The 20,936-nt window shown below is 62.6% G+C and carries 18 protein-coding genes; 13 read left to right on the top strand and 5 right to left on the bottom strand.

The genetic code is table 11. The features are described from left to right. Window positions 1-161 precede the first annotated feature (161 nt). Window positions 162-566 (top strand): acyl-CoA thioesterase, encoded by a 405-nt coding sequence (locus HMPREF1224_RS35670; RefSeq protein WP_003112559.1) that lies wholly within the window; start codon window positions 162-164, stop codon window positions 564-566. A 120-nt stretch (window positions 567-686) separates the two neighbouring features. Here HMPREF1224_RS35670 and HMPREF1224_RS35675 read toward each other — a convergent pair whose 3' ends face one another. Further along, complete coding sequence (locus tag HMPREF1224_RS35675; RefSeq protein WP_003112558.1) at window positions 687-1,247, bottom strand: hypothetical protein; 561 nt, start codon at window positions 1,245-1,247, stop codon at window positions 687-689. A 384-nt stretch (window positions 1,248-1,631) separates the two neighbouring features. Then, window positions 1,632-2,270: an NUDIX hydrolase gene (locus tag HMPREF1224_RS35680; RefSeq protein ID WP_003145564.1), complete on the bottom strand. Its 639-nt coding sequence runs from the start codon at window positions 2,268-2,270 to the stop codon at window positions 1,632-1,634. Between the two features lie 584 nt (window positions 2,271-2,854). Here HMPREF1224_RS35680 and HMPREF1224_RS0112395 point away from each other — a divergent pair. From HMPREF1224_RS0112395 to HMPREF1224_RS35695, 4 genes are all read left to right on the top strand, one after another. Beyond that, window positions 2,855-3,232 (top strand): Hpt domain-containing protein, encoded by a 378-nt coding sequence (locus HMPREF1224_RS0112395; RefSeq protein ID WP_003117019.1) that lies wholly within the window; start codon window positions 2,855-2,857, stop codon window positions 3,230-3,232. 443 nt (window positions 3,233-3,675) lie between these two features. Next, window positions 3,676-4,287 (top strand): fimbrial protein, encoded by a 612-nt coding sequence (locus HMPREF1224_RS35685; RefSeq protein WP_004348355.1) that lies wholly within the window; start codon window positions 3,676-3,678, stop codon window positions 4,285-4,287. 57 nt (window positions 4,288-4,344) lie between these two features. Continuing rightward, window positions 4,345-5,058, top strand: coding sequence for a fimbrial biogenesis chaperone (locus tag HMPREF1224_RS35690; protein ID WP_003123215.1), 714 nt, complete (start codon window positions 4,345-4,347; stop codon window positions 5,056-5,058). A 100-nt stretch (window positions 5,059-5,158) separates the two neighbouring features. Further along, on the top strand, window positions 5,159-7,678 hold the full coding sequence (locus HMPREF1224_RS35695) for a fimbria/pilus outer membrane usher protein (protein WP_003123214.1): 2,520 nt from the start codon (window positions 5,159-5,161) through the stop codon (window positions 7,676-7,678). A gap of 79 nt (window positions 7,679-7,757) precedes the next feature. On the opposite strand, the gene HMPREF1224_RS35700 is transcribed toward HMPREF1224_RS35695, so the two are convergent. Next, the gene (locus HMPREF1224_RS35700; protein ID WP_003086236.1) at window positions 7,758-8,279 is read right to left on the bottom strand and encodes a methylated-DNA--[protein]-cysteine S-methyltransferase; all 522 of its coding nucleotides are present in this window, start codon (window positions 8,277-8,279) and stop codon (window positions 7,758-7,760) included. A gap of 556 nt (window positions 8,280-8,835) precedes the next feature. Here HMPREF1224_RS35700 and pqsA point away from each other — a divergent pair. From pqsA to phnB, 7 genes are all read left to right on the top strand, one after another. Beyond that, window positions 8,836-10,389, top strand: coding sequence for an anthranilate--CoA ligase (pqsA, locus tag HMPREF1224_RS35705; protein WP_003112552.1), 1,554 nt, complete (start codon window positions 8,836-8,838; stop codon window positions 10,387-10,389). Beyond that, complete coding sequence (gene pqsB, locus HMPREF1224_RS35710; RefSeq protein ID WP_003108611.1) at window positions 10,383-11,234, top strand: 2-heptyl-4(1H)-quinolone synthase subunit PqsB; 852 nt, start codon at window positions 10,383-10,385, stop codon at window positions 11,232-11,234. Before pqsA ends, pqsB begins: the two co-directional genes overlap by 7 nt. Continuing rightward, on the top strand, window positions 11,227-12,273 hold the full coding sequence (pqsC, locus tag HMPREF1224_RS35715) for a 2-heptyl-4(1H)-quinolone synthase subunit PqsC (protein WP_010793897.1): 1,047 nt from the start codon (window positions 11,227-11,229) through the stop codon (window positions 12,271-12,273). Before pqsB ends, pqsC begins: the two co-directional genes overlap by 8 nt. Before the next feature lie 42 nt (window positions 12,274-12,315). Continuing rightward, a complete protein-coding gene (gene pqsD / locus HMPREF1224_RS35720) occupies window positions 12,316-13,329 on the top strand; it encodes an anthraniloyl-CoA anthraniloyltransferase (RefSeq protein WP_003117014.1) in 1,014 nt (337 codons plus the stop codon). Then, a complete protein-coding gene (pqsE, locus tag HMPREF1224_RS35725) occupies window positions 13,323-14,228 on the top strand; it encodes a 2-aminobenzoylacetyl-CoA thioesterase PqsE (RefSeq protein ID WP_003086247.1) in 906 nt (301 codons plus the stop codon). Before pqsD ends, pqsE begins: the two co-directional genes overlap by 7 nt. 117 nt (window positions 14,229-14,345) lie before the next feature. Next, window positions 14,346-15,938, top strand: a complete 1,593-nt coding sequence (locus HMPREF1224_RS35730) for an anthranilate synthase component 1 (protein WP_003123211.1) — start codon at window positions 14,346-14,348, stop codon at window positions 15,936-15,938. Continuing rightward, window positions 15,916-16,518, top strand: coding sequence for an anthranilate synthase component II (gene phnB, locus HMPREF1224_RS35735; protein ID WP_003117012.1), 603 nt, complete (start codon window positions 15,916-15,918; stop codon window positions 16,516-16,518). Before HMPREF1224_RS35730 ends, phnB begins: the two co-directional genes overlap by 23 nt. On the opposite strand, the gene mvfR is transcribed toward phnB, so the two are convergent. After that, a complete protein-coding gene (mvfR, locus tag HMPREF1224_RS35740) occupies window positions 16,471-17,469 on the bottom strand; it encodes a multiple virulence factor transcriptional regulator MvfR (protein ID WP_003108614.1) in 999 nt (332 codons plus the stop codon). The genes phnB and mvfR overlap by 48 nt on opposite strands. A gap of 748 nt (window positions 17,470-18,217) precedes the next feature. Between mvfR and nadA the strand changes: the two genes are divergently transcribed. Beyond that, window positions 18,218-19,276: a quinolinate synthase NadA gene (gene nadA / locus HMPREF1224_RS35745; RefSeq protein WP_003112547.1), complete on the top strand. Its 1,059-nt coding sequence runs from the start codon at window positions 18,218-18,220 to the stop codon at window positions 19,274-19,276. A 108-nt stretch (window positions 19,277-19,384) separates the two neighbouring features. Here nadA and HMPREF1224_RS35750 read toward each other — a convergent pair whose 3' ends face one another. After that, a complete protein-coding gene (locus HMPREF1224_RS35750; protein ID WP_003112546.1) occupies window positions 19,385-20,818 on the bottom strand; it encodes a tetratricopeptide repeat protein in 1,434 nt (477 codons plus the stop codon). Window positions 20,819-20,936: the final 118 nt, after the last annotated feature.

A 20,936-nucleotide genomic window follows, 5' to 3' on the forward strand; every position in this document is an offset into this window, starting at 1 on the left:
GTCATATCGGTACTGGCAGCCGCTTTCCCGTTCGTTCTGGCGTGTTCCTGTCAGACCCCGCGCAGCCTGGTGAACTGGTGCACGGCTATCCGAGGATTTGTCAGCGGACCGGGACTCCCATAGAGTGAGGTTCCTTTCCTGGCGACCGGATGAGTGACCCGATGCCGACCCCGGTTTTCATAAAGAGAACGGTACTGTTTGGCGACTGTGATCCCGAAGGGATCGTCTATACGCCACGTTTTTCATACTTTGTGCTGGAAGCGGTGCAGGAGGCGCTCGGGGTCTGGCTGGGCGGCCCGGGGCTCAGAACCCTCCTGGGGTTCAGGATTCTTCCCCCGGCGAGAGCGTTCTCCCTGGAATTCCTGCATCCGGTCACCTGGGACGACGAGCTCACGATGCAGGTGGGCGTGTCGAACGTGGGGACGCATTCTTTCTCGTTTTCAGTCGAAGGACGTCTTTCGCCGGACGTGGTGGCGTTCACTGCGAGCCTGACGCAGGTCTGTGTCTCCCCGGATACCCGCGAAGTCATGGAGGTCCCCGCGCAGCTCCGCGCGCTCCTCGCATAGAGACACATTCTGGCTATTCGTCGCGGCGCTGGCTACGGCCGGCAGGACGCTGCGAGCGGCATGCCGCTGACCTGCTCCGTGGCGCTCCGGAGGAGGGCGGCAAGCCGCCTTCCTTCATTTCTACTCGTTGCCGAGCATCGCATCCAGATCGCGCATGGTCTGTTTCTTGGCCTGGACGCCCTGCAGTTCGACGAACATTGCCTGGACGGTCTGCACCATGCGCGCAATGGGCATCTTGCCCAGCGGCAACATCTGGTTGTTGTCGCGGATGGCCGGGGCGCAGACGAAGGCGAACGAGCGTTGCAGCCAATAATCGTATTTCTCCGGGTCGATCCAGCCGTCGACGGTTTTCACGTTGGTGATGACGTTGTCGATGCGGCGCATGGCGCGCGCGTTGTCGAAGCGAACCCTGCGCTCCTTGCACTTGAACTGGACCTCGTAGGCCGTCAGCGTCGGCATCGACCGGTCTTCGAATAGCTGGATGATCTGCGCCGACTGGATACCTTTGGGTTGCTGCAAGATGCCGGTGGCGTTGGCGACGAATACCTCGTTGTTGTAGCGTTCGCCCTTGCCGTAGACGATCCAGTAGTCGCCGGTGCTTTCGGCGACCGCAGTCGTTGCCGTGCAGATGAAGGTGAGCGGCAGCAGCCAGCGCCGAGCGTGAAGGAATGGTTTGCCCATGAGTTCGTCCTTGAGTGTCTTGTTCCCGACCGCGGAGGGTCATCCAAGGGACGAATCATAGGTGCAGCCCAAGGTGAGGGTCGACTAGCACGGATGAGCTATGGACGAAGCGGGGGAACTCGCTCGGAGTTCGCTCTATCGGCACGTTCGGGATGGTCGATGGCTGGCGCCTCGGGTGCGCTCCGCCACGCATTCGAACGAGAACGACGGGCCGGCTTTACTGCTCGGAAGGCACGCTGCGCCGCTGTTGGCGGCATCAAGCTGCCGGCGATGGGGGAGGGCGGCAGGCGCTCGTCGACTGGCCGGTCGATTTGCCGGGTACGCCTGCTGGACGTCGTTAGGGTCAGGCCGTCTGCCGCGCGATGACTCCATGAGGTCGGGGGGCTAGTCGAAAAGCGCCTCTGGCGTTTCCGCGTGGATTCGCTGCCATAACGTCTGGATCTGCGAGGCCAGTACCCGGTGCTCGGAAAGCGGCGGCAAGGCGTCCACCGTGAAGTACTCGGCCGCCGACGTTTCGTCCGTTTGTTGCTGAAGACTGCCACCGGTGACGTGGCAGAAGAAGAAGGCTTTCAACGCATGCGGCAGTTGGGGAGGGTGGGGATGCTTGTGCTTGTCCAGCAATGCCAACAGGCGTATCGCTCGAACTTCCAGTCCGCTTTCTTCCTGGGTTTCGCGAACTACCGCATCTGCCGGCGACTCGTTTACGTCGCACCAGCCGCCTGGTAGGGTCCAGCGACTATCCGAGGCCTCCCGAACCAGCAGAACCCGCTGTTGCGAGTCGAGGATCAACGCACGGACGTCCAGTTTCGGGGTCGGGTAGTGGCTGTCCAGAGCGATCCAGTTCTCGACCCGTTCGTACGCTACCCCCTGGTCGCTGGCGATGAATTCGGCGACGGCATGCTGGAGCGCGCGAAAGCGTCCGATGTCGAAGCGGTCCTTGGAGAAGGCGAGACCGGCCTGGGCGGTGGACAGTATCAATTCCAGAAGACGGGCAAGCGCCCTGGGATCGCTGACCGATGGCATCCTTCCTTCCGTTTTTTCGGCCTTCGCGTGGTCCGCGTCGTGCAAGCCGTCCAATGGATTTGCCATAGATAGAACCCTCGGCGCTCGATGATCTGTAGAGCTGGTTTTCAACCAGGTGTTCCCTGCGTCTTCCTCGTATGCCTGTGTGCGCCAATAGTGGCTTATGCCGCTGTTTCATCGCGACCTGCGCGTAACCCAGACTCGCCTGTCGCAGCGATGGCTCCTCCGCCAGGTTCGCTTCGAACCGTCAGGCGGTCGCAACCGATGACGCCTCTTCGCACAGACTTACCGTAGGAGTTTCCCTCCCCGAAACGAGCGGTCGGGCCGGCTGCGGTCGGCTGGCAAAGGTAGACTCCGTGCCGGCCATGAGCGTTTCCAGGGCCGTTTGGGTCCGTTCGAGGAGACGCAACAAGCGATGCTCCCCTGTTTGGACGGCAGAGGCGGAGGCAATTCCCTTATGCTGCTTGCGGATAACTGGCCCGGACGGCATGTACGGCCTTGTCGTTCTACGGATGCCTGGAGTCCCGCAGGCGGGACAGCGCAACGCGCAGTGACCTTCCTTTAAGCATATCGATGGAGTCTGTATGAAAGAGCTTGGTTCGGAATCGCCGATGGAAAGTCTTTTCGACATTCGTTCGCTGGAGGCCATTACCGGCGGCGAGCCGGCTGCATTGCAGCGGTTGCTGGAAACTTTATTGGCCAGCAGTCGGGATGATCGTACTCGGTTGGCGGAATTGCTTGAACTCGCAGACCTGCAAGGAGTGGCCGAACTTGCGCACAGGATAAAAGGGGCTGCGAGGGTGGTGGGCAGCAGCCTATTGGTCGAGTCTTGTTCCTGCCTTGAAAAGGCTTGCCAGAACCCATCGGAGTCTTCCGAGCGGATAGCCAATCTGGCCTCTTCATTGGAAGGCAAACTAAGTGCGTTCGAAATCAGTATCTCAACCGAATTGGCAAAGCTCTAGAGATCGGACCAGATAGAGGTTTCAGAAGTTGTTCAGGTTTCTCCTTAACCTGAATCGCATCTATTCTCCAGCATGGATTTCCCGTTCCCGTAAGCTCCGCGCCTGCTGCTGGGGTAATGGGATAATTGGGAGCCTGCTGGGTTTGCTTTGGTTTGTCTTGGTTTTTCATTTTTCTATATAAGAGGCGTTATCGAAGCTGATGCGCTTCTTTCGGATCGTTCATTTTGTTTGGCTATTAGTGGTAGCGGGCTTATGGTGTCGGAGGGTTTTTAACTACGAGGTTTTTTCCGCTTGTAGGAAACTTCATACAAGCACTGGGGAGATTTCACACGATTGCCTGGGAAGTGCTTCGTTGTCGTTCTATTCGGCTTTTCGGAGAATGTTGCTGGCTCTTATAGAGTTCAAAAATCGCAACACTTTCACTGTCAAAAGGAAGCTCAATCGTGTCCATTTCCATGAAAAGCATTCTGGCTGCCGCAGTAGCCAGCCTGGTCGTCGGCAATGCCATGGCGGCAGACGGCACCATCAATTTCAAAGGTGAAATCACCGCGGCCGCTTGCAGCATCACTGGTGGTGCCGGCACCACCGTTGGCGGTGCTGCGGGCAACCAGACCATCGACGTAAACCTTGGCAAGATCAGCATCGACTCGCTGGGCGGCACCGCGGGCGGCAGCATCGCCGGTGGTACCAGCCTGAACCTGAACCTGGACTGTGGCAAGACCGGTACCGGCCTGACCACCGTCAAGCTGAAGTTCAACCCGATGTCTGGGAGCACTATTGACCCGAACAATGAGAGCCTGCTGAAAACCGTCGGCACCGCCACCGGTGTCGGCATCGGTATCTATGGATCCGATGGCAAGCTGCTGAACCTGTCGGCGAACGAGACCATCGATGCGCCCCTGGATTCCAAGGTACAAAAAGATGGCGAAGGCAATGACATCACTGTCTACAGTGCCAAGCTGAATCTGCGTGCCGCTTATGTCAAATCCGGCTCCGTAGCTCCTACGGCTGGTAGTGCCGACGGCTCCCTGCCGTTCACCCTGGAATACAACTAAGTTCTGCTACGTGGGCGGGGTATGTATATACCCCGTTCCATGAGGTGCGAGTTCATCATGAAATATCCATTTTCTTCCAGAGTTATCTGGGGTGGCATCCTTTTGCTTTTTTCCACCCTGGCCAATGCGGGAATCACACTGGGAGGAACCCGGGTCGTTCTGCAGGCGCCTGCCAAGGAGGCTGCGATCCTGGTCAGGAACCAGGCTTCCAAGGACGTGATGATTCAATCCTGGGTAGAGGCTGATAATGGGGCAGATAAACGTGAGGTTCCGTTTGTCATCACGCCTGCCCTCAGTCGTTTGGGAGGCAACAAGCAGCAAACCCTGCGTATCCTGTTTCAAGGGGAGGGCTTGCCGAGCGACAGGGAATCCGTATTCCGCCTGAACGTCCAGGAAATTCCGCAAAAATCTGCCTCGGCTAATACGTTGCAGATAGCTTTGCGCCAGCGTATCAAGGTCTTCTACCGCCCCGATAACTTGTCGGGAACTTCCGCCGAAGCGCCTGGAAAGTTGAGCTGGCGTCTTGTCCGTCAAGGTGGAAAGTCGGTTGTCGAAGTTTCCAACGATACTGCGTTTCATGTCTCTTTAGCCAGCGTGAAATTAAAAGCTGGCAATGCCTACTATGTTGTTGATGCCGACATGGTCGCGCCGAAGTCGAGTCGCCGATTCGAAATCAAGGGAACTCCATCCGGCGTTTCTGGAAATGTCGAGTTCCAGAGCGTAAATGACTATGGCGGACTCGATAAACATTCCAGCTCCTTATCCGACTGAAGCTCAGAAGAGCAGAGTAGAAGAGCAGAAGAACTGCTCTTAACTTCCCCTATGGATGGGTGTTTCCGTTTTGTCGGAAATTAGTCCAAGGAATATTCGCGTGGCCATATTTAGGAAAAAGTTCGACTTCGAGTTGTCCGTCTATTCCAGGTCTTCCTGTCTCATGGCCTTGGGATTGGCTTTGCCTGCCGTAACTTTCGCGGTGGAATTCAACGCCGAGTTCCTGAACAACGAGGGCGGGGCGCCCGTTGAACTGAAGTATTTCGAGAACGGCAACTCGGTGTCGCCCGGCACTTACAGCGTCGACATTCATTTGAACCAGATCATGATCCGGCGCGAAGATGTCGTGTTCAGTGCCGATCCCGAAACCGGAAGCGTTCGTCCGGTCGTCCGGGTAGGGCTGCTCAAGGAGATCGGGGTCGATATCGCCCGGCTGACGCGAGACAAACTCATTCCGGATAATCTGGAAAACAATACGCCCCTGAATGTCGCCGAACTCATCCCCGGTGCATCCATCGAGTTCGACGTCAACAGCCTTTCCCTGCTGGTCAGCATTCCACAGCTGTATGTACAGCGGCACTCGCGTGGCTATGTGGATCCCTCTCTTTGGGATGACGGTGTCACCGCGTTGTTTTCCAACTACCAGGCCAACTTCACGCGCAACACCAACTTTGGCCAGAACAGCGATTATCGCTACCTGGGCCTGCGCAACGGCTTCAACCTGTTTGGCTGGCGTCTGCGCAACGACTCCTCCCTGAGCGGAGGTACCGGCATGCGCAACAAGTTCAGTAGCAACCGTACCTATGTGGAACGTGACATTCGTGCCCTGAAGGGGACCTTGTCCCTCGGCGAGTTGTATACCTCCGCTCAGGGGGATGCTTTCGAGAGCGTGCGTATGCGCGGCGTGCAACTGCAATCCGATATCGGCATGCTGCCCGACAACGAGATCAGCTATACCCCGGTGGTGCGCGGTATCGCTGAAACCAATGCGACGGTCGAGGTGAGCCAGAATGGCTTCGTGATCTATTCCACCAACGTACCGCCCGGTGCGTTCGAGATCACCGACATCTATCCCAGCGGCTCCAATGGCGACCTGGAGGTCAAGATCATCGAGGCGGACGGACGCCAGCGGTCCTTCAAGCAGTCCTATTCCTACCTGCCGGTCATGACCCGCAAGGGGAACCTGCGCTATGGCCTGGCCGCCGGTGAGTACCATAATGATGGCCAGCCGTCGGTCAACCTGCTCCAGGGGTCGGCTGTGTATGGCTTGTCCGACAGGGTTACCGGCTTTGGCGGCCTGCTCGCTGCGGAGAAGTACAATGCCACCAACCTGGGCCTCGGCTTCAACACGCCCCTGGGCGGTTTTTCTGCGGACGTGACCCATAGCCAGTCCCGCACGCGGCGGGGTGGGCGCAACCAGGGACAGAGTCTGCGGCTTCTCTATTCCAAGACCATCAACGCCACCGAAACCAGCTTTACCGTGGTGGGCTATCGCTATTCCACGGAAGGCTACCGTACTCTCAGCCAGCATATCGACGACATGTCCGAAGAGAGCTACCTCTATGGCTCAAGTTCCAGTCGGCAGAAGAGCCGCATAGACCTGACGGTGAACCAGACGCTGTTCCGACGCAGTTCGCTCTATCTCACGGCGGGCGAAACCACATATTGGAATCGCCCCGGCAGCAGCCGTCGCGTGCAGTTCGGCTTCAGCAGCGGCATCAAGCGCGCGAGCTATAGCCTGGCGGTTTCCCGTACCCAGGAGACGGGTTCGTTCGGGCGCTCCGATACCCAGTTCACGGCCTCCGTCAGCATCCCCTTGGGCGGTAGCGCACGCTCCAGTCAGGTATATGCCAATGCCGTGAGTTCACAGCATGGTGATTCGAGTCTGAACACCGGTATCTCCGGATACCTGGATGAAGCCAATGCGTTCAACTACAGCGCACAGGCCAACTACAGCAAGGACGGCGGCAACTCCGGCAGCGTCGGCCTGGGTTGGGACACGTCCAAGGCCAAGTTGTCCGCCAATTACAGCCAGGGGCGCGACAACAAGCAGATCAACCTGGGAGCAAGCGGTTCGGTAGTGGTGCATTCGGGGGGAGTGACCTTCGGCCAGCCGGTGGGGGAAACGTTTGGCCTGGTGGAGGTTCCGGAGGTCGGCGGCGTCGGCCTCGACGGCTACTCTTCGGTTCGCACCGACGGCCGTGGCTATGCCGTGCTCCCCTACATGCAACCCTATCGTTACAACTGGGTGAACCTGGATACCAATACCCTTGGAAGCGATACCGAGATCAGCGACAGCACGCAAATGGCCGTGCCGACCCGGGGCGCCGTGATCGCCAAGCGTTTCTCCGCGGAGTCCGGTCGGCGGGTGCAGTTCGACCTGAGCATGGACTCTGGAGGAAAGATTCCCTTCGGTGCACAGGCATACGACAAGGAAGAGCGGGTCGTGGGAATGGTCGACAACCTGTCCCGTTTGCTGGTGTTCGGTATCGAGGACCAGGGGCGCCTGTCCATTCGCTGGAGCGATGGCTCCTGTTCCGTCGACTATCAGTTGCCGCCCAGGAACAAGGACCTGACTTACGAACGAGTTGCGCTCAGTTGCCGTCGGTCCTCGATCTGAAATGTCACCGCTGTAGTCGGGTCAAGTCAAAAGGCGAGGATTTTTCCGGTGAACACCGGGCGCGAGGGCAAGCGGCAGCTCACTCGTCCTCGATCATGCTCAACAGGTCTGGTGTCCTGCCTCGGGTTTCCAAACGCAGCAACCACTGCTTGGCGGCCAACCCACCGGCGAAACCGGTGAGGCCGCCAGAGGCTCCGATCACCCTATGGCAAGGTGCAACAATGGACAGTGGGTTCCGTCCGTTGGCGGCTCCAACCGCCCGTACTGCGTTGGGGCTGCCGATCTGCACGGCTATTTCCGTATAGCTGCGGGTCTCGCCGAATGGAATGGTGAGCAGGGCGGACCAGACCTTTTTCTGAAATTCGGTACCTTGGAAGTCGAGCGGGAGTTCGAACCGGGAACGTTTGCCGGAAAAATATTCCCGCAACTGGCGTTCGGTTTCCGCCAGGAGGGAGCTGTCCTCGGAGAGCCGCATCTCGTCCAGCGGTACTCGGTTGGGACGCTCATGCTGCCAAAGAATCGCGACCAGAAAGGCATCGTCCCTGGCTACCAGGGTCAGTGTCCCGACCGGCGATTCCATTTTCCTGTAGCTATGGGGCATGTAGGTGTCCTCTTCGGCAGGCTCGCCCAGTGTACTACGCAATGGGATTTCAACAGGGAAGCCTGCAAATGGCAGGCGAGGCGGGGCGGAGCGCTATCGGCCCGATGGATGGCCGCCTGCTTCCAGGCATGCCGTCGCCCCTTGGAGCCCAGGTCGAGCGCCTCGAACTGTGAGATCTGGGAGGCGATTTGCCGAGCAAAGTGGGTTGTCATTGGTTTGCCATCTCATGGGTTCGGACGAGGCCTCGAGCAAGGGTTGTAACGGTTTTTGTCTGGCCAATGGGCTCTTGCGTAAAAAGGCTGCCGCCCTTCTTGCTTGGTTGCCGTTCTCGGATCCCGCGCAGCCCGGTGGGTGTGCCAAATTTCTCGCGGTTTGGTTCGCGCCGATTGCCGCGGCCTACGAAGCCCGTGGTTCTTCTCCCCGAAACTTTTTCGTTCGGACTCCGAATATCGCGCTTCGCCCAGCGCCGCTAGTTTCCCGTTCCTGACAAAGCAAGCGCTCTGGCTCAGGTATCTCCTGATCCGGATGCATATCGCTGAAGAGGGAACGTTCTGTCATGTCCACATTGGCCAACCTGACCGAGGTTCTGTTCCGCCTCGATTTCGATCCCGATACCGCCGTTTATCACTATCGGGGCCAGACTCTCAGCCGGCTGCAATGCCGGACCTACATTCTCTCCCAGGCCAGCCAACTGGCCCGCCTGCTCAAGCCCGGCGATCGCGTGGTGCTGGCGTTGAACGACTCGCCTTCGCTGGCCTGCCTGTTCCTGGCCTGCATCGCGGTCGGCGCCATTCCCGCCGTGATCAATCCCAAGTCCCGCGAGCAGGCCCTGGCCGATATCGCTGCCGACTGCCAGGCCAGCCTGGTGGTGCGTGAAGCCGATGCACCGTCGCTGAGCGGTCCTTTGGCGCCGTTGACCCTGCGTGCGGCCGCCGGACGCCCTTTGCTCGACGATTTCTCGCTGGACGCGCTGGTCGGTCCTGCGGACCTCGATTGGAGTGCCTTCCATCGCCAGGACCCGGCGGCAGCCTGTTTCCTGCAATACACCTCGGGTTCCACCGGGGCGCCCAAGGGGGTGATGCACAGCCTGCGCAACACGCTCGGTTTCTGCCGGGCGTTCGCTACGGAGTTGCTGGCATTGCAGGCGGGAGACCGGCTGTATTCGATTCCCAAGATGTTCTTCGGCTATGGCATGGGCAACAGCCTGTTCTTTCCCTGGTTCAGCGGAGCCTCGGCGCTGCTCGACGATACCTGGCCGAGCCCGGAGCGGGTTCTGGAGAACCTGGTCGCCTTCCGCCCCCGGGTCCTGTTTGGGGTGCCGGCCATCTATGCCTCGCTGCGTCCGCAGGCCAGGGAGCTGTTGAGCAGCGTGCGCCTGGCGTTTTCCGCCGGCTCGCCGCTGCCGCGCGGCGAGTTCGAATTCTGGGCCGCGCACGGGCTGGAGATCTGCGACGGCATCGGGGCTACCGAGGTCGGCCATGTGTTCCTCGCCAACCGCCCGGGCCAGGCGCGTGCCGACAGCACCGGGCTGCCGTTGCCTGGCTATGAGTGCCGGCTGGTGGACCGCGAAGGACACACTATCGAGGAAGCGGGCCGGCAAGGCGTGCTGTTGGTGCGTGGCCCTGGGCTGAGTCCGGGTTACTGGCGGGCCAGCGAAGAGCAGCAGGCGCGCTTCGCAGGTGGCTGGTACCGCACCGGCGACCTGTTCGAGCGCGACGAGTCGGGTGCCTACCGTCACTGTGGGCGGGAAGACGATCTGTTCAAGGTGAATGGCCGCTGGGTGGTGCCGACCCAGGTCGAGCAGGCGATCTGCCGTCATCTGCCGGAAGTGAGCGAGGCGGTTCTGGTTCCTACCTGCCGGCTGCACGACGGCTTGCGTCCGACCCTGTTCGTCACCCTGGCCACTCCGCTGGACGACAACCAGATCCTGCTGGCGCAGCGCATCGACCAGCATCTCGCCGAACAGATTCCCTCGCACATGCTGCCCAGCCAATTGCATGTGCTGCCGGCCTTGCCGCGCAACGACAACGGCAAGTTGGCGCGCGCCGAGCTGCGCCACCTGGCCGACACCCTTTATCACGACAACCTTCCGGAGGAACGGGCATGTTGATTCAGGCTGTGGGGGTGAACCTGCCCCCATCCTATGTGTGTCTGGAGGGGCCGCTGGGAGGCGAACGCCCTCGCGCCCAGGGCGACGAGATGCTGATGCAGCGCTTGCTGCCGGCGGTTCGCGAAGCCCTGGACGAGGCGGCGGTCAAGCCCGAGGAGATCGACCTGATCGTCGGCCTCGCCCTGTCTCCCGACCATCTGATCGAGAACCGCGACATCATGGCGCCGAAGATTGGCCATCCGTTGCAGAAGGTCCTCGGCGCGAATCGCGCGCATGTCTTCGACCTCACCGACTCGAGCCTGGCCCGCGCCCTCTACGTGGTCGATACCCTCGCCAGCGACCAGGGCTATCGCAACGTCCTGGTCGTGCGCGGCGAATCCAGCCAGGGATTGGAAGTGGACAGCGAGTCCGGCTTCGCCCTTGCCGACGGCGCCCTGGCGCTGCTCTGCCGGCCGACCGGCAAGGCCGCGTTCCGTCGCGGTGCGCTGGGCGGTGATCCGGCGCAGGAATGGCTGCCGCTGAGCATTCCGCTGAATACCGATATTCGCCAGGTAGGCGACGTCAAGGGACACCTCAACCTGCCGGCCCAACCTGGATTGCCCGAAGCGGTACGCGCCGGATTCACCCGTCTGGCCGGGGACTTCCCGCAACTGAACTGGGTGCGCGAGGAATGGTTCGGCCAGGGACGGCCCGATGGTCGTTGCCTGGGGCCGTTCGAACTGGCGTCGCAACTGCGCGCGGCACAGCGCGACCGTCTGGATGAACTGCTGCTGATCAGCTTCGATCCGTTCGGCATGGTGGTGGAGGGCGTGACCCTGGAACTGGCGGGAGAAGCTCATGCATAAGGTCAAACTGGCAGCGATCACCTGTGAACTTCCGGCTCGCAGCTACGAAAACGACGATCCGGTGTTCGCTGCGGTACCGGACCTCAGCGAGTCCTGGTGGCAATTCTGGGGCGTCAATCGGCGGGGCTATTTCGACCCGCGGAACGGCGAGAACGAGTTCAGCCTGGTGGTCCGGGCCGCCGAGCGCCTGCTGCGCAGCAGCGATACCGCGCCGGATAGCGTGGACATGCTGATCTGTTCGGCTTCCTCGCCGATCATGACCGACGCCGGCGATGTCCTGCCGGACCTGCGCGGACGTCTCTACCCGCGCATGGCCAACGTGCTGTCCAAGCAGCTCGGCCTGAGTCGGGCGCTGCCATTGGATTCGCAGATGGAGTGCGCCAGCTTCCTGCTCAACCTGCGCCTGGCAGCGAGCATGATCCGCCAGGGTAAGGCCGAGAAAGTGCTGGTGGTGTGCAGCGAGTACATCTCCAACCTGCTCGACTTCACCTCGCGTACCTCGACCCTGTTCGCCGATGGCTGCGCGGTGGCCCTGCTGACCCGCGGCGACGATGACAGCTGCGACCTGCTGGCTTCGGCCGAACACAGCGACGCTACGTTCTATGAAGTGGCCACCGGTCGCTGGCGCCTGCCGGAAAACCCGACCGGCGAGGCTAAGCCGCGGCTGTATTTCTCGTTGTTCAGCGACGGCCAGAACAAGATGGCCAGCTTCGTCCCGACCAACGTGCCGATCGCGATGCGCCGGGCGTTGGAAAAGGCCAGCCTGGGCAGCGATGACATCGATTATTTCGTCTTCCACCAGCCAGCGCCGTTCCTGGTCAAGGCCTGGGCCGAGGGCATCGGTGCCCGTCCTGAGCAGTACCAACTGACGATGGGCGATACCGGCGTGATGATCTCCGTTTCCATCCCGTACACCCTGATGACCGGCCTGCGCGAGGGCAAGATCCGCCCCGGCGATCGTATCGTCATGGCCGGCGCAGCCACTGGCTGGGGGTTCGCCGCCCAGGTCTGGCAATTGGGCGAGGTGCTGGTGTGCTGAGGCATCGCCATGTTGAACCACGGTGTCCGAGGAGGGCTGCACATGGGTAATCCGATCCTGGCCGGGCTGGGTTTCAGCCTGCCGAAACGCCAGGTCAGCAATCATGACCTGGTAGGGCGCATCAATACGTCGGACGAGTTCATCGTCGAACGTACCGGCGTGCGCACCCGCTATCACGTCGAGCCGGAACAGGCGGTCAGCGCGCTGATGGTGCCGGCGGCGCGCCAGGCCATCGAGGCTGCCGGGCTGCTGCCGGAGGACATCGACCTGTTGCTGGTGAACACCCTGTCGCCGGACCACCACGACCCGTCCCAGGCCTGCCTGATCCAGCCGCTGCTGGGCCTGCGGCACATCCCGGTACTGGATATCCGGGCACAGTGCAGCGGGTTGCTGTACGGCTTGCAGATGGCTCGCGGGCAGATCCTCGCCGGGCTGGCACGGCATGTCCTGGTGGTCTGCGGCGAGGTGCTGTCCAAGCGCATGGACTGTTCGGACCGCGGCCGCAACCTGTCGATCCTGCTCGGCGACGGTGCCGGCGCAGTGGTGGTGAGCGCCGGCGAGAGCCTCGACGACGGCCTGCTGGACCTGCGCCTGGGCGCCGACGGCAACTACTTCGACCTGCTGATGACTGCGGCGCCGGGCAGTGCCTCGCCGACCTTCCTCGACGAGAATGTCCTGCGCGAGGGCGGGGGCGAGTTCCTCATGCGCGGCCGGCCGATGTTCGAGCATGCCAGCCAGACCCTGGTACGGATCGCCGGCGAAATGCTCGCGGCCCATGAGCTGACCCTGGACGACATCGACCATGTGATCTGCCATCAACCGAACCTGCGCATCCTCGATGCGGTGCAGGAGCAACTGGGCATTCCCCAGCACAAGTTCGCGGTGACCGTGGATCGTCTGGGCAACATGGCTTCGGCCTCGACCCCGGTCACGCTGGCGATGTTCTGGCCGGACATCCAGCCGGGACAGCGGGTGCTGGTCCTGACCTACGGCTCCGGCGCGACCTGGGGCGCGGCGCTGTACCGCAAACCTGAGGAGGTGAACCGGCCATGTTGAGGCTTTCGGCTCCCGGTCAACTGGATGATGACCTGTGCCTGTTGGGGGACGTCCAGGTGCCGGTGTTCCTGCTGCGTCTCGGTGAGGCGAGCTGGGCGCTGGTTGAAGGAGGGATCAGCCGGGATGCCGAATTGGTTTGGGCGGACCTGTGCCGCTGGGTCGCCGACCCGTCCCAGGTGCACTACTGGCTGATCACCCACAAGCACTACGACCACTGCGGCCTGCTGCCCTACCTGTGTCCGCGGCTGCCGAACGTACAGGTCCTGGCGTCCGAGCGGACCTGCCAGGCCTGGAAGTCGGAAAGCGCGGTGCGGGTGGTCGAGCGCTTGAACCGGCAACTGTTGCGTGCGGAGCAGCGGTTGCCCGAGGCCTGTGCCTGGGACGCTCTGCCGGTTCGCGCGGTGGCCGACGGCGAGTGGCTGGAGCTGGGACCGCGGCATCGCCTGCAGGTCATAGAGGCCCACGGCCACAGCGACGATCACGTGGTTTTCTACGACGTGCGACGCCGCCGCCTGTTCTGCGGCGATGCCCTGGGCGAGTTCGACGAGGCAGAGGGGGTGTGGCGGCCGCTGGTGTTCGACGACATGGAGGCTTACCTGGAGTCCCTGGAACGTCTGCAGCGTCTGCCGACCCTGCTGCAACTGATCCCGGGACACGGCGGCCTGCTGCGGGGGCGGCTGGCCGCGGATGGGGCCGAGTCGGCCTATACCGAGTGTCTGCGCCTGTGCCGGCGGTTGCTCTGGCGCCAGTCCATGGGCGAATCCCTCGACGAACTGAGCGAGGAGCTGCACCGCGCCTGGGGTGGGCAGAGCGTCGACTTCCTGCCCGGCGAACTGCACCTGGGGAGCATGCGCCGGATGCTGGAGATTCTCTCCCGCCAGGCGCTGCCTCTGGACTGAGACGGGACATCCATTGCGGCGATCGCCGCCGACGGCAGCGGTCGCAATTGGGGGAAAAGGGGGGTTATCGATGATGAACATGCCGTTGCACGCTAGCGTCGCGCAGGCCAGTCGCCCATGGGCGCGAGGAGGTGGCTCGTGAGCGGGGTTGGCTATCGACTGGAAGAAAGTCTGGAGTACCGCACGCTGGTGCCGGAGGCGCTGTCGATCTGGCGCATGGCCGGCGCCAACCGGATGCTGTTCGACTGCTTCGACGTGGACAGCAAGGCTGCGCGGCGTAGCGTGGCGATCCTTTCCAGCTGCCTGCGCATCGAGTGCTGGGGGCGCGATGTGGTGCTGCGGGCGTTGAACTCCAACGGACGCGCCTTGCTGGCGCCGTTGAGCGAGGCCTGTCCGGCCCAGGTCACCTGCTTGCGTGACGGCGACACCCTGCACTGGCGCTTCCCCCAGGAAGAGTCGCATGCGGACGAGTGGCGACGCCTGCATGGCCTGTCCAGCCTGGAGGCGCTGCGCCGCGTGCTCGGAACGCTGGGCGACGCGGAGGGGCCCGCGCTGCTGGGCGGCCTGTTCAGCTTCGACCTGGCCGAGCAGTTCGAACCCTTGCCGGCGCCGGCCGAACCTGCGCGGCATTGCCCGGACTACCTGTTCCTGGTGCCGGAGTTGCTGCTGGACATCGATCACCTGGCGCGCCGGACTTCACTGCAGGCGTTCGTCCACGATCCGGCCGGGCACGACCGGTTGGCCGCCAGCCTGCGCCAGTGTGCCGACGAATTCCATGGCGCCGTGGAGGAGGCTTCCGAGTCGCCGGTGGCAGGCGTACGGGCCGGCAACTACCAGGTCGACCTGGACGATGCGAGCTTTGCCCGCCAGGTAGAGCGCCTGCAGGCCCACGTGAGGGCCGGCGACGTGTTCCAGATCGTACCGTCGCGCAGCTTCAGCATGCCGTGTGCGGACCCCTGGCGGGCCTATCGCCAGTTGTGCCTGCGCAACCCCAGCCCGTACCGCTTCTTCCTCGATGCGGGGGACTTCTGCCTGTTCGGCGCTTCGCCGGAGTCGGCATTGAAGTACGACGCGGAGAGTCGCGAGGTGGAACTCTATCCCATCGCCGGCACCCGCCCGCGCGGACGCGATGCCCGGGGCGCCATCGATGCGGAACTGGACAATCGCCTGGAAGCGGAGTTGCGCCTGGACGCCAAGGAGATCGCCGAGCACATGATGCTGGTCGACCTGGCGCGCAACGATCTGGCGCGGGTCTGCCGCAGCGGTACGCGGCAGGTGCGCGACATGCTCAAGGTCGATCGCTACAGCCACGTGATGCACCTGGTCTCGCGCGTGGCTGGCGAACTGCATGGCGAACTGGATGCGCTGCATGCCTACCGTGCCTGCCTGAACATGGGCACCCTGGTCGGTGCGCCGAAGGTCCGTGCCATGCAGTTGCTGCGGCAGTACGAGGATGGCTATCGCGGCAGCTACGGTGGCGCGATCGGCATTCTCGACAGCGCCGGCAACCTCGATACCAGCATCGTCATCCGCTCCGCCGAGGTCCGCGAAGGTATCGCCCGGGTCCGGGCAGGCGCCGGCGTGGTGCTGGATTCGGATCCACGGCTGGAGGCCGAGGAAACCCGCAACAAGGCGCTGGCGGTGCTGACCGCCGTGGCCGCTGCCGAACGCGAAAGGGGAGAGCGCGATGCGCATCACGCTGTTGGATAACTTCGATTCCTTCACCTACAACCTGGTCGAGCAGTTCTGCCTGCTCGGCGCGGAGGTCCGGGTGATGCGCAACGATACGCCGTTGCCGACGATCCAGGCGGCATTGCTGGCCGAGGGTTGCGAACTGCTGGTGCTGTCGCCGGGGCCCGGTCGGCCGGAAGACGCCGGCTGCATGCTGGAATTGCTCGCCTGGGCCCGCGGGCGCTTGCCGGTGCTCGGCGTCTGCCTCGGCCACCAGGCGCTGGCGCTGGCCGCCGGTGGCGCGGTGGGCGAGGCGAGGAAGCCGCTGCACGGCAAGAGCACGTCCCTGCGTTTCGATCAGCGTCACCCGCTGTTCGACGGCATCGCTGACCTGCGCGTCGCGCGCTACCACTCGCTGGTGGTCAGTCGCCTGCCGGAAGGTTTCGACTGCCTGGCCGATGCCGATGGCGAGATCATGGCGATGGCCGATCCGCGCAATCGACAGCTGGGCTTGCAGTTCCATCCCGAGTCGATTCTCACCACCCACGGCCAGCGTCTGCTGGAGAACGCTCTACTCTGGTGCGGCGCGCTGGCGGTACGCGAGCGCCTTCGGGCCTGAGCGGCGCTGCGCCGTTTCGACGATGCTCGGTTGCCAGGCCGGCGCATCGTCGAAACGCTGGCGGCCGAGTTCGCGCAGGCGCTGGCGGGCGCTTTCGAGAAAGCGCAGGAAGCTGCGCTCGGATTCCAGCGCGGTGTTGTAGTAGCAATACACCTTGGTGTCGATGCCGCCCGGTTCGTAGAGTTCGCTGAGGACTGCCAGGGTACCGTTGCGCAGGCGTTCCTCGACGAAATAATGCGGCGCGATGCCCCATCCGACGCCGGCTTCCACCAGACGCAGCATGTCGTCGAAATTTTCCACGAAGAGCACCTTGTCGCTGACCGGCCGCAGCAGGTTCGAATGCTGCCCGGAGCGGCTGCCGAGGCTGATCTGCCGGTAATTGGCCAGGCTCGCGATGCTGTGCAGGGAGGCATTGCACAACGGGTGCTGCGGATGGGCGACGACGAACGCCTTGGTGTAGCCGAGCACGCACTGGTTGAAGCGGGAGATCTTCAGTTCCTCGTCGATGGTGATGGCGATATCGATTTCCGCGTTGTCCTGCTTGATCGTCGCCAGGCTATCGGCGGGCGAGGTGCGTATCAGGCTGACCATGTTGAAATCGTCGAGCAGTACGCTGCTCACCGTATCGCAGAACGACGGCGGGATGGCGGTGTCCAGCAACACCCGGAGATTGCGCGGACCCTTGTTGAGATTGAAGGCGATGTCGCCGATCAGCTGCTGGTAGTTCAGCAGGCTGCGCATGTAAGGGATCAGGCGAAGCGCCTGCTCGGTGGGTTCGACCTTGTAGCCGTCCCGACGGACCAGCTCCACGCACAGGTCGATTTCCAGGTTGCTGACCGCCGAGCTGACCGCGGTGTGCGACTTGCGCAGGATCCGCGCAGCGGAGGAAATCGAACCGGAGGCGATGACCTGGAGGAACATGTTCACGTGATTCAGGTTATGAATAGGCATCCCTTATTCCTTTTATTGGGTGGCGCGTGCCGCTTCCCTTGATCGGGTCAGGTTGCCGCTACTGTGGAAGAAGCGTCGAGGACTCGATAGATAGCGCCCGAGTGTTTCAACTTGTCTTCTGGATGACGTTTTCATCGGGGAAACCTCCCGTCGGTCAGTGAAGCGCAAGGGCTGGCGTGCGAGGGTGGAATCGGCCGCCGGCTCGCTTTCTGCGCGGCGGGCGCACGGCACGGGGAGTCGTCGTTTTGGAGGTGAGGGATGACGGCTCTGTTTCAGGATATTTTTATAATTATGTGAAAGAAGAGCTTATTTCAACGAAATATGTTTCATATTGCTCGTAAATTCGACGAAAAGAAAATCCGGATATTTACCGGTTATTTAACGTTAATACCAAGGGCATAATACCAAAGTATTAACGCTGGCATGCCGGCATGTCGTGTTCGGTCGTGGAGCGAGCCGAGTCAGGGACGGTTCTAAGAAACGAAAAAATTATGTCGCGTAGGTCTAACGACCGAAACCTATGTCTTTTGTTAGCGGAGCCACCGGCCAGGCCGGTACGGATGCCGGGATGGCCCTGGCGCGACCTATGCGGTTAGAATCCGCGGCCTTGCAGGCGGATCCCCGGGGTTTGCTCAAGGGGGACACGGGTGCCGTGCCCGAAACCTGCAATCGTCAGTTCCCTGCGGTCCAGCCTGCCGCCGGGTATAAAATCGAGAGACGCGCTGTTGCGCCTTCAGGTGTAGCGACTATGACGCACATTTCCGAACGACTCCTGGTACAGGCCCACCTGGCCGCCAAGCAACCCCGTGTGTTGAGCGAGCAGGAGAGCGCCGAGCATCGCGCGGCGATCGCGGCCGAACTGAAGGCGCAAAATGCTGTACTGGTGGCGCATTACTACTGCGACCCGGTGATCCAGGCGTTGGCCGAGGAGACCGGCGGTTGCGTATCCGATTCGCTGGAGATGGCCCGTTTCGGCAACCAGCATCCGGCGCAGACGGTGGTCGTGGCCGGGGTGCGCTTCATGGGCGAGACGGCGAAGATCCTCAACCCTGAGAAGCGTGTGCTGATGCCGACCCTCGAAGCGACCTGCTCGCTCGACCTGGGCTGCCCGGTGGATGAATTCTCGGCATTCTGCGACCAGCACCCGGAACGGACCGTGGTGGTCTATGCGAACACCTCCGCGGCGGTGAAGGCACGCGCCGACTGGGTCGTGACCTCCAGTTGCGCGGTGGAGATCGTCGAACACCTGATGGACAACGGCGAGCCCATCCTCTGGGCGCCGGACCAGCACCTGGGACGCTACATCCAGCGCGAGACGGGGGCCGACATGCTGCTCTGGGATGGCGCCTGCATCGTCCACGAGGAGTTCAAGGCCAAGCAGTTGGAAGACATGAAGGCGCTCTACCCGGACGCCGCCATCCTGGTCCACCCCGAATCGCCGGAAAGCGTGGTCGCGCTGGCCGATGCCGTGGGCTCGACCAGCCAGTTGATCAAGGCCGCGCAGACCCTGCCGAACAAGACCTTCATCGTCGCCACCGATCGCGGCATCTTCTACAAGATGCAGCAGTTGTGCCCGGACAAGGATTTCATCGAGGCCCCCACCGCCGGCAACGGCGCCGCCTGCCGCAGCTGCGCGCACTGCCCGTGGATGGCGATGAACACGCTCGAGCGGACCCTGGCCTGCCTGCGCGAGGGCAGCGGGGAAATCTTCGTCGACCCGGCGTTGATCCCGAGGGCGGTCCGTCCGCTCAAGCGCATGCTCGACTTCACCCAGGCCGCGCGCCTGCGCCAGGCCGGGAACGCCTGATCCTGGCGAGGGCGTCCCGCTGCGTAGGGCGAGTAAGCGCGGTGCGGTTGTTCGCCCAACCCCCTGTTTCGATGAGCTTCGCCGGGTGTTTTTCCTCGGATATGCCGCTCAGCGGAACATTTCCTTGACCATCTTTTCCTGTTGGCGAATTTCCTGCTGGCGAGCGTCGAGTCGCGCAGCCAGTTGGAAGTTGCCGCCAGCGCGGCGCTTGGCGAAATCGAGCTGCTCGATGGCGGCCTGGTAGTCGCCGGTCAGAGACAGGTACTCGGCACGGGCCTGGTGCACGCCGATGGCGTTGTTGGTCAGGCTGCGCACCTCGGCCAGGCGGTTCCAGACATCCGGGTCCAGCGGCCGCGCCTTGCTCAGGTCGTCGAGGATCTTCTCCGATTCCTGCGGCTTGCCCATCTTCAGCATCAGGTCGGCGCGCACCTGTTTCAGCGGGTAGCTGCTGGGGAACTGGGCGAGCATCTTCTTCAACCGCTGATCGGCATCCGGAAGGCGGTTGGCGGTGATGTCCAGCTCGACCTGGGCCAGGTTGTAGGCCACGTCGTTGGGTGCCTTCGCCAGCAATTGCCTGAGGTTGTCACGGGCATCGTTGAGCTGGCCGATGCGCGTCTGCGAGATGGCCAGTCCGTAGCGCGCGGCATCCAGCTTGGGATTGTCGTTGAGCATGGCGCGGAAGCGCTTGCCGGCCATCCCCGGGGTTTCCTCGAAGAGCAACTGGGTGCGCGCGCGCATCTGCTGGTAGCGCAAGCTGTCTTCCTTGCCGCCCTGGGGATACTGTTCGGCGCGGTTACGGGTGTCGGCGATACGCGATTCGGTGACCGGGTGGGTGAGGAGGAACTCCGGCGGCTTGCCGTCGTAGCGGTACTGCCGCGCCAGGCGCTCGAACATGTTCGGCATCGAGCGCGGATCGTAACCGGCGCGAACCATGTTGGTGACGCCGACGCGGTCGGCTTCCTGCTCGTTCTGCCGGGAAAAGCGCAACTGGTTCTGGATCGCCGCCGCCTGGGTCCCGGCGATCGCCGCGATACCCGCATCCCCTGCGCCGGCGGCCGCGGCGACGATGCCGGCGAGCATCGCTGCCATCACCGGCAGTTGCATGCGCTGCTGTGCCTCGATGCCGCGGGCGAAGTGGCGCTGGATCAGGTGGCCGAGTTCGTGGGCCAGCACCGCGGCATACTCGCCTTCGGTCTGGGCGTTGAGCAGTAGCCCGCCGTTGACCCCGATCACGCCGCCGGGCGCGGCGAAGGCGTTGATCTGTGCGTCGCGGATGAGGATGAAGGCCAGCCGGTGGTCCTGCAGGTCGCTGGTTTCGGCCAGCCGGTAGACGCTGCTTTCGACGAAGTCCTTGAGCTGCGGGTCGGAGATCGCATCGACCTGGTTGCGCAGCATGCTCAGCCAGGCGCGGCCCAGCTGGAACTCCTGCTCCGGCGAAACGATCGAGGAAGATGCGTCGCCCAGGGAGGGCAGATCGTCCGACATGACCGGCGAAGCGAGCATGCAGGCGAGCGTCAACAGGGCAGGGCGCAGTACATTCATGCAGGAGGCTCAGGTTGGCAAAGGCCTTACTTTAGCCGTTGGTTATCGGCACTGCCTAGGTATCTGCCCGAGACCCCGAAGCTGTTGGACTTCGAGCGCCGTTTCAACTGGCCAGCGG

It is taken from the genome of Pseudomonas sp. P179 (genome assembly GCF_000478485.2).
In the GTDB taxonomy this organism is placed as follows: Bacteria; Pseudomonadota; Gammaproteobacteria; order Pseudomonadales; family Pseudomonadaceae; genus Pseudomonas; species Pseudomonas aeruginosa.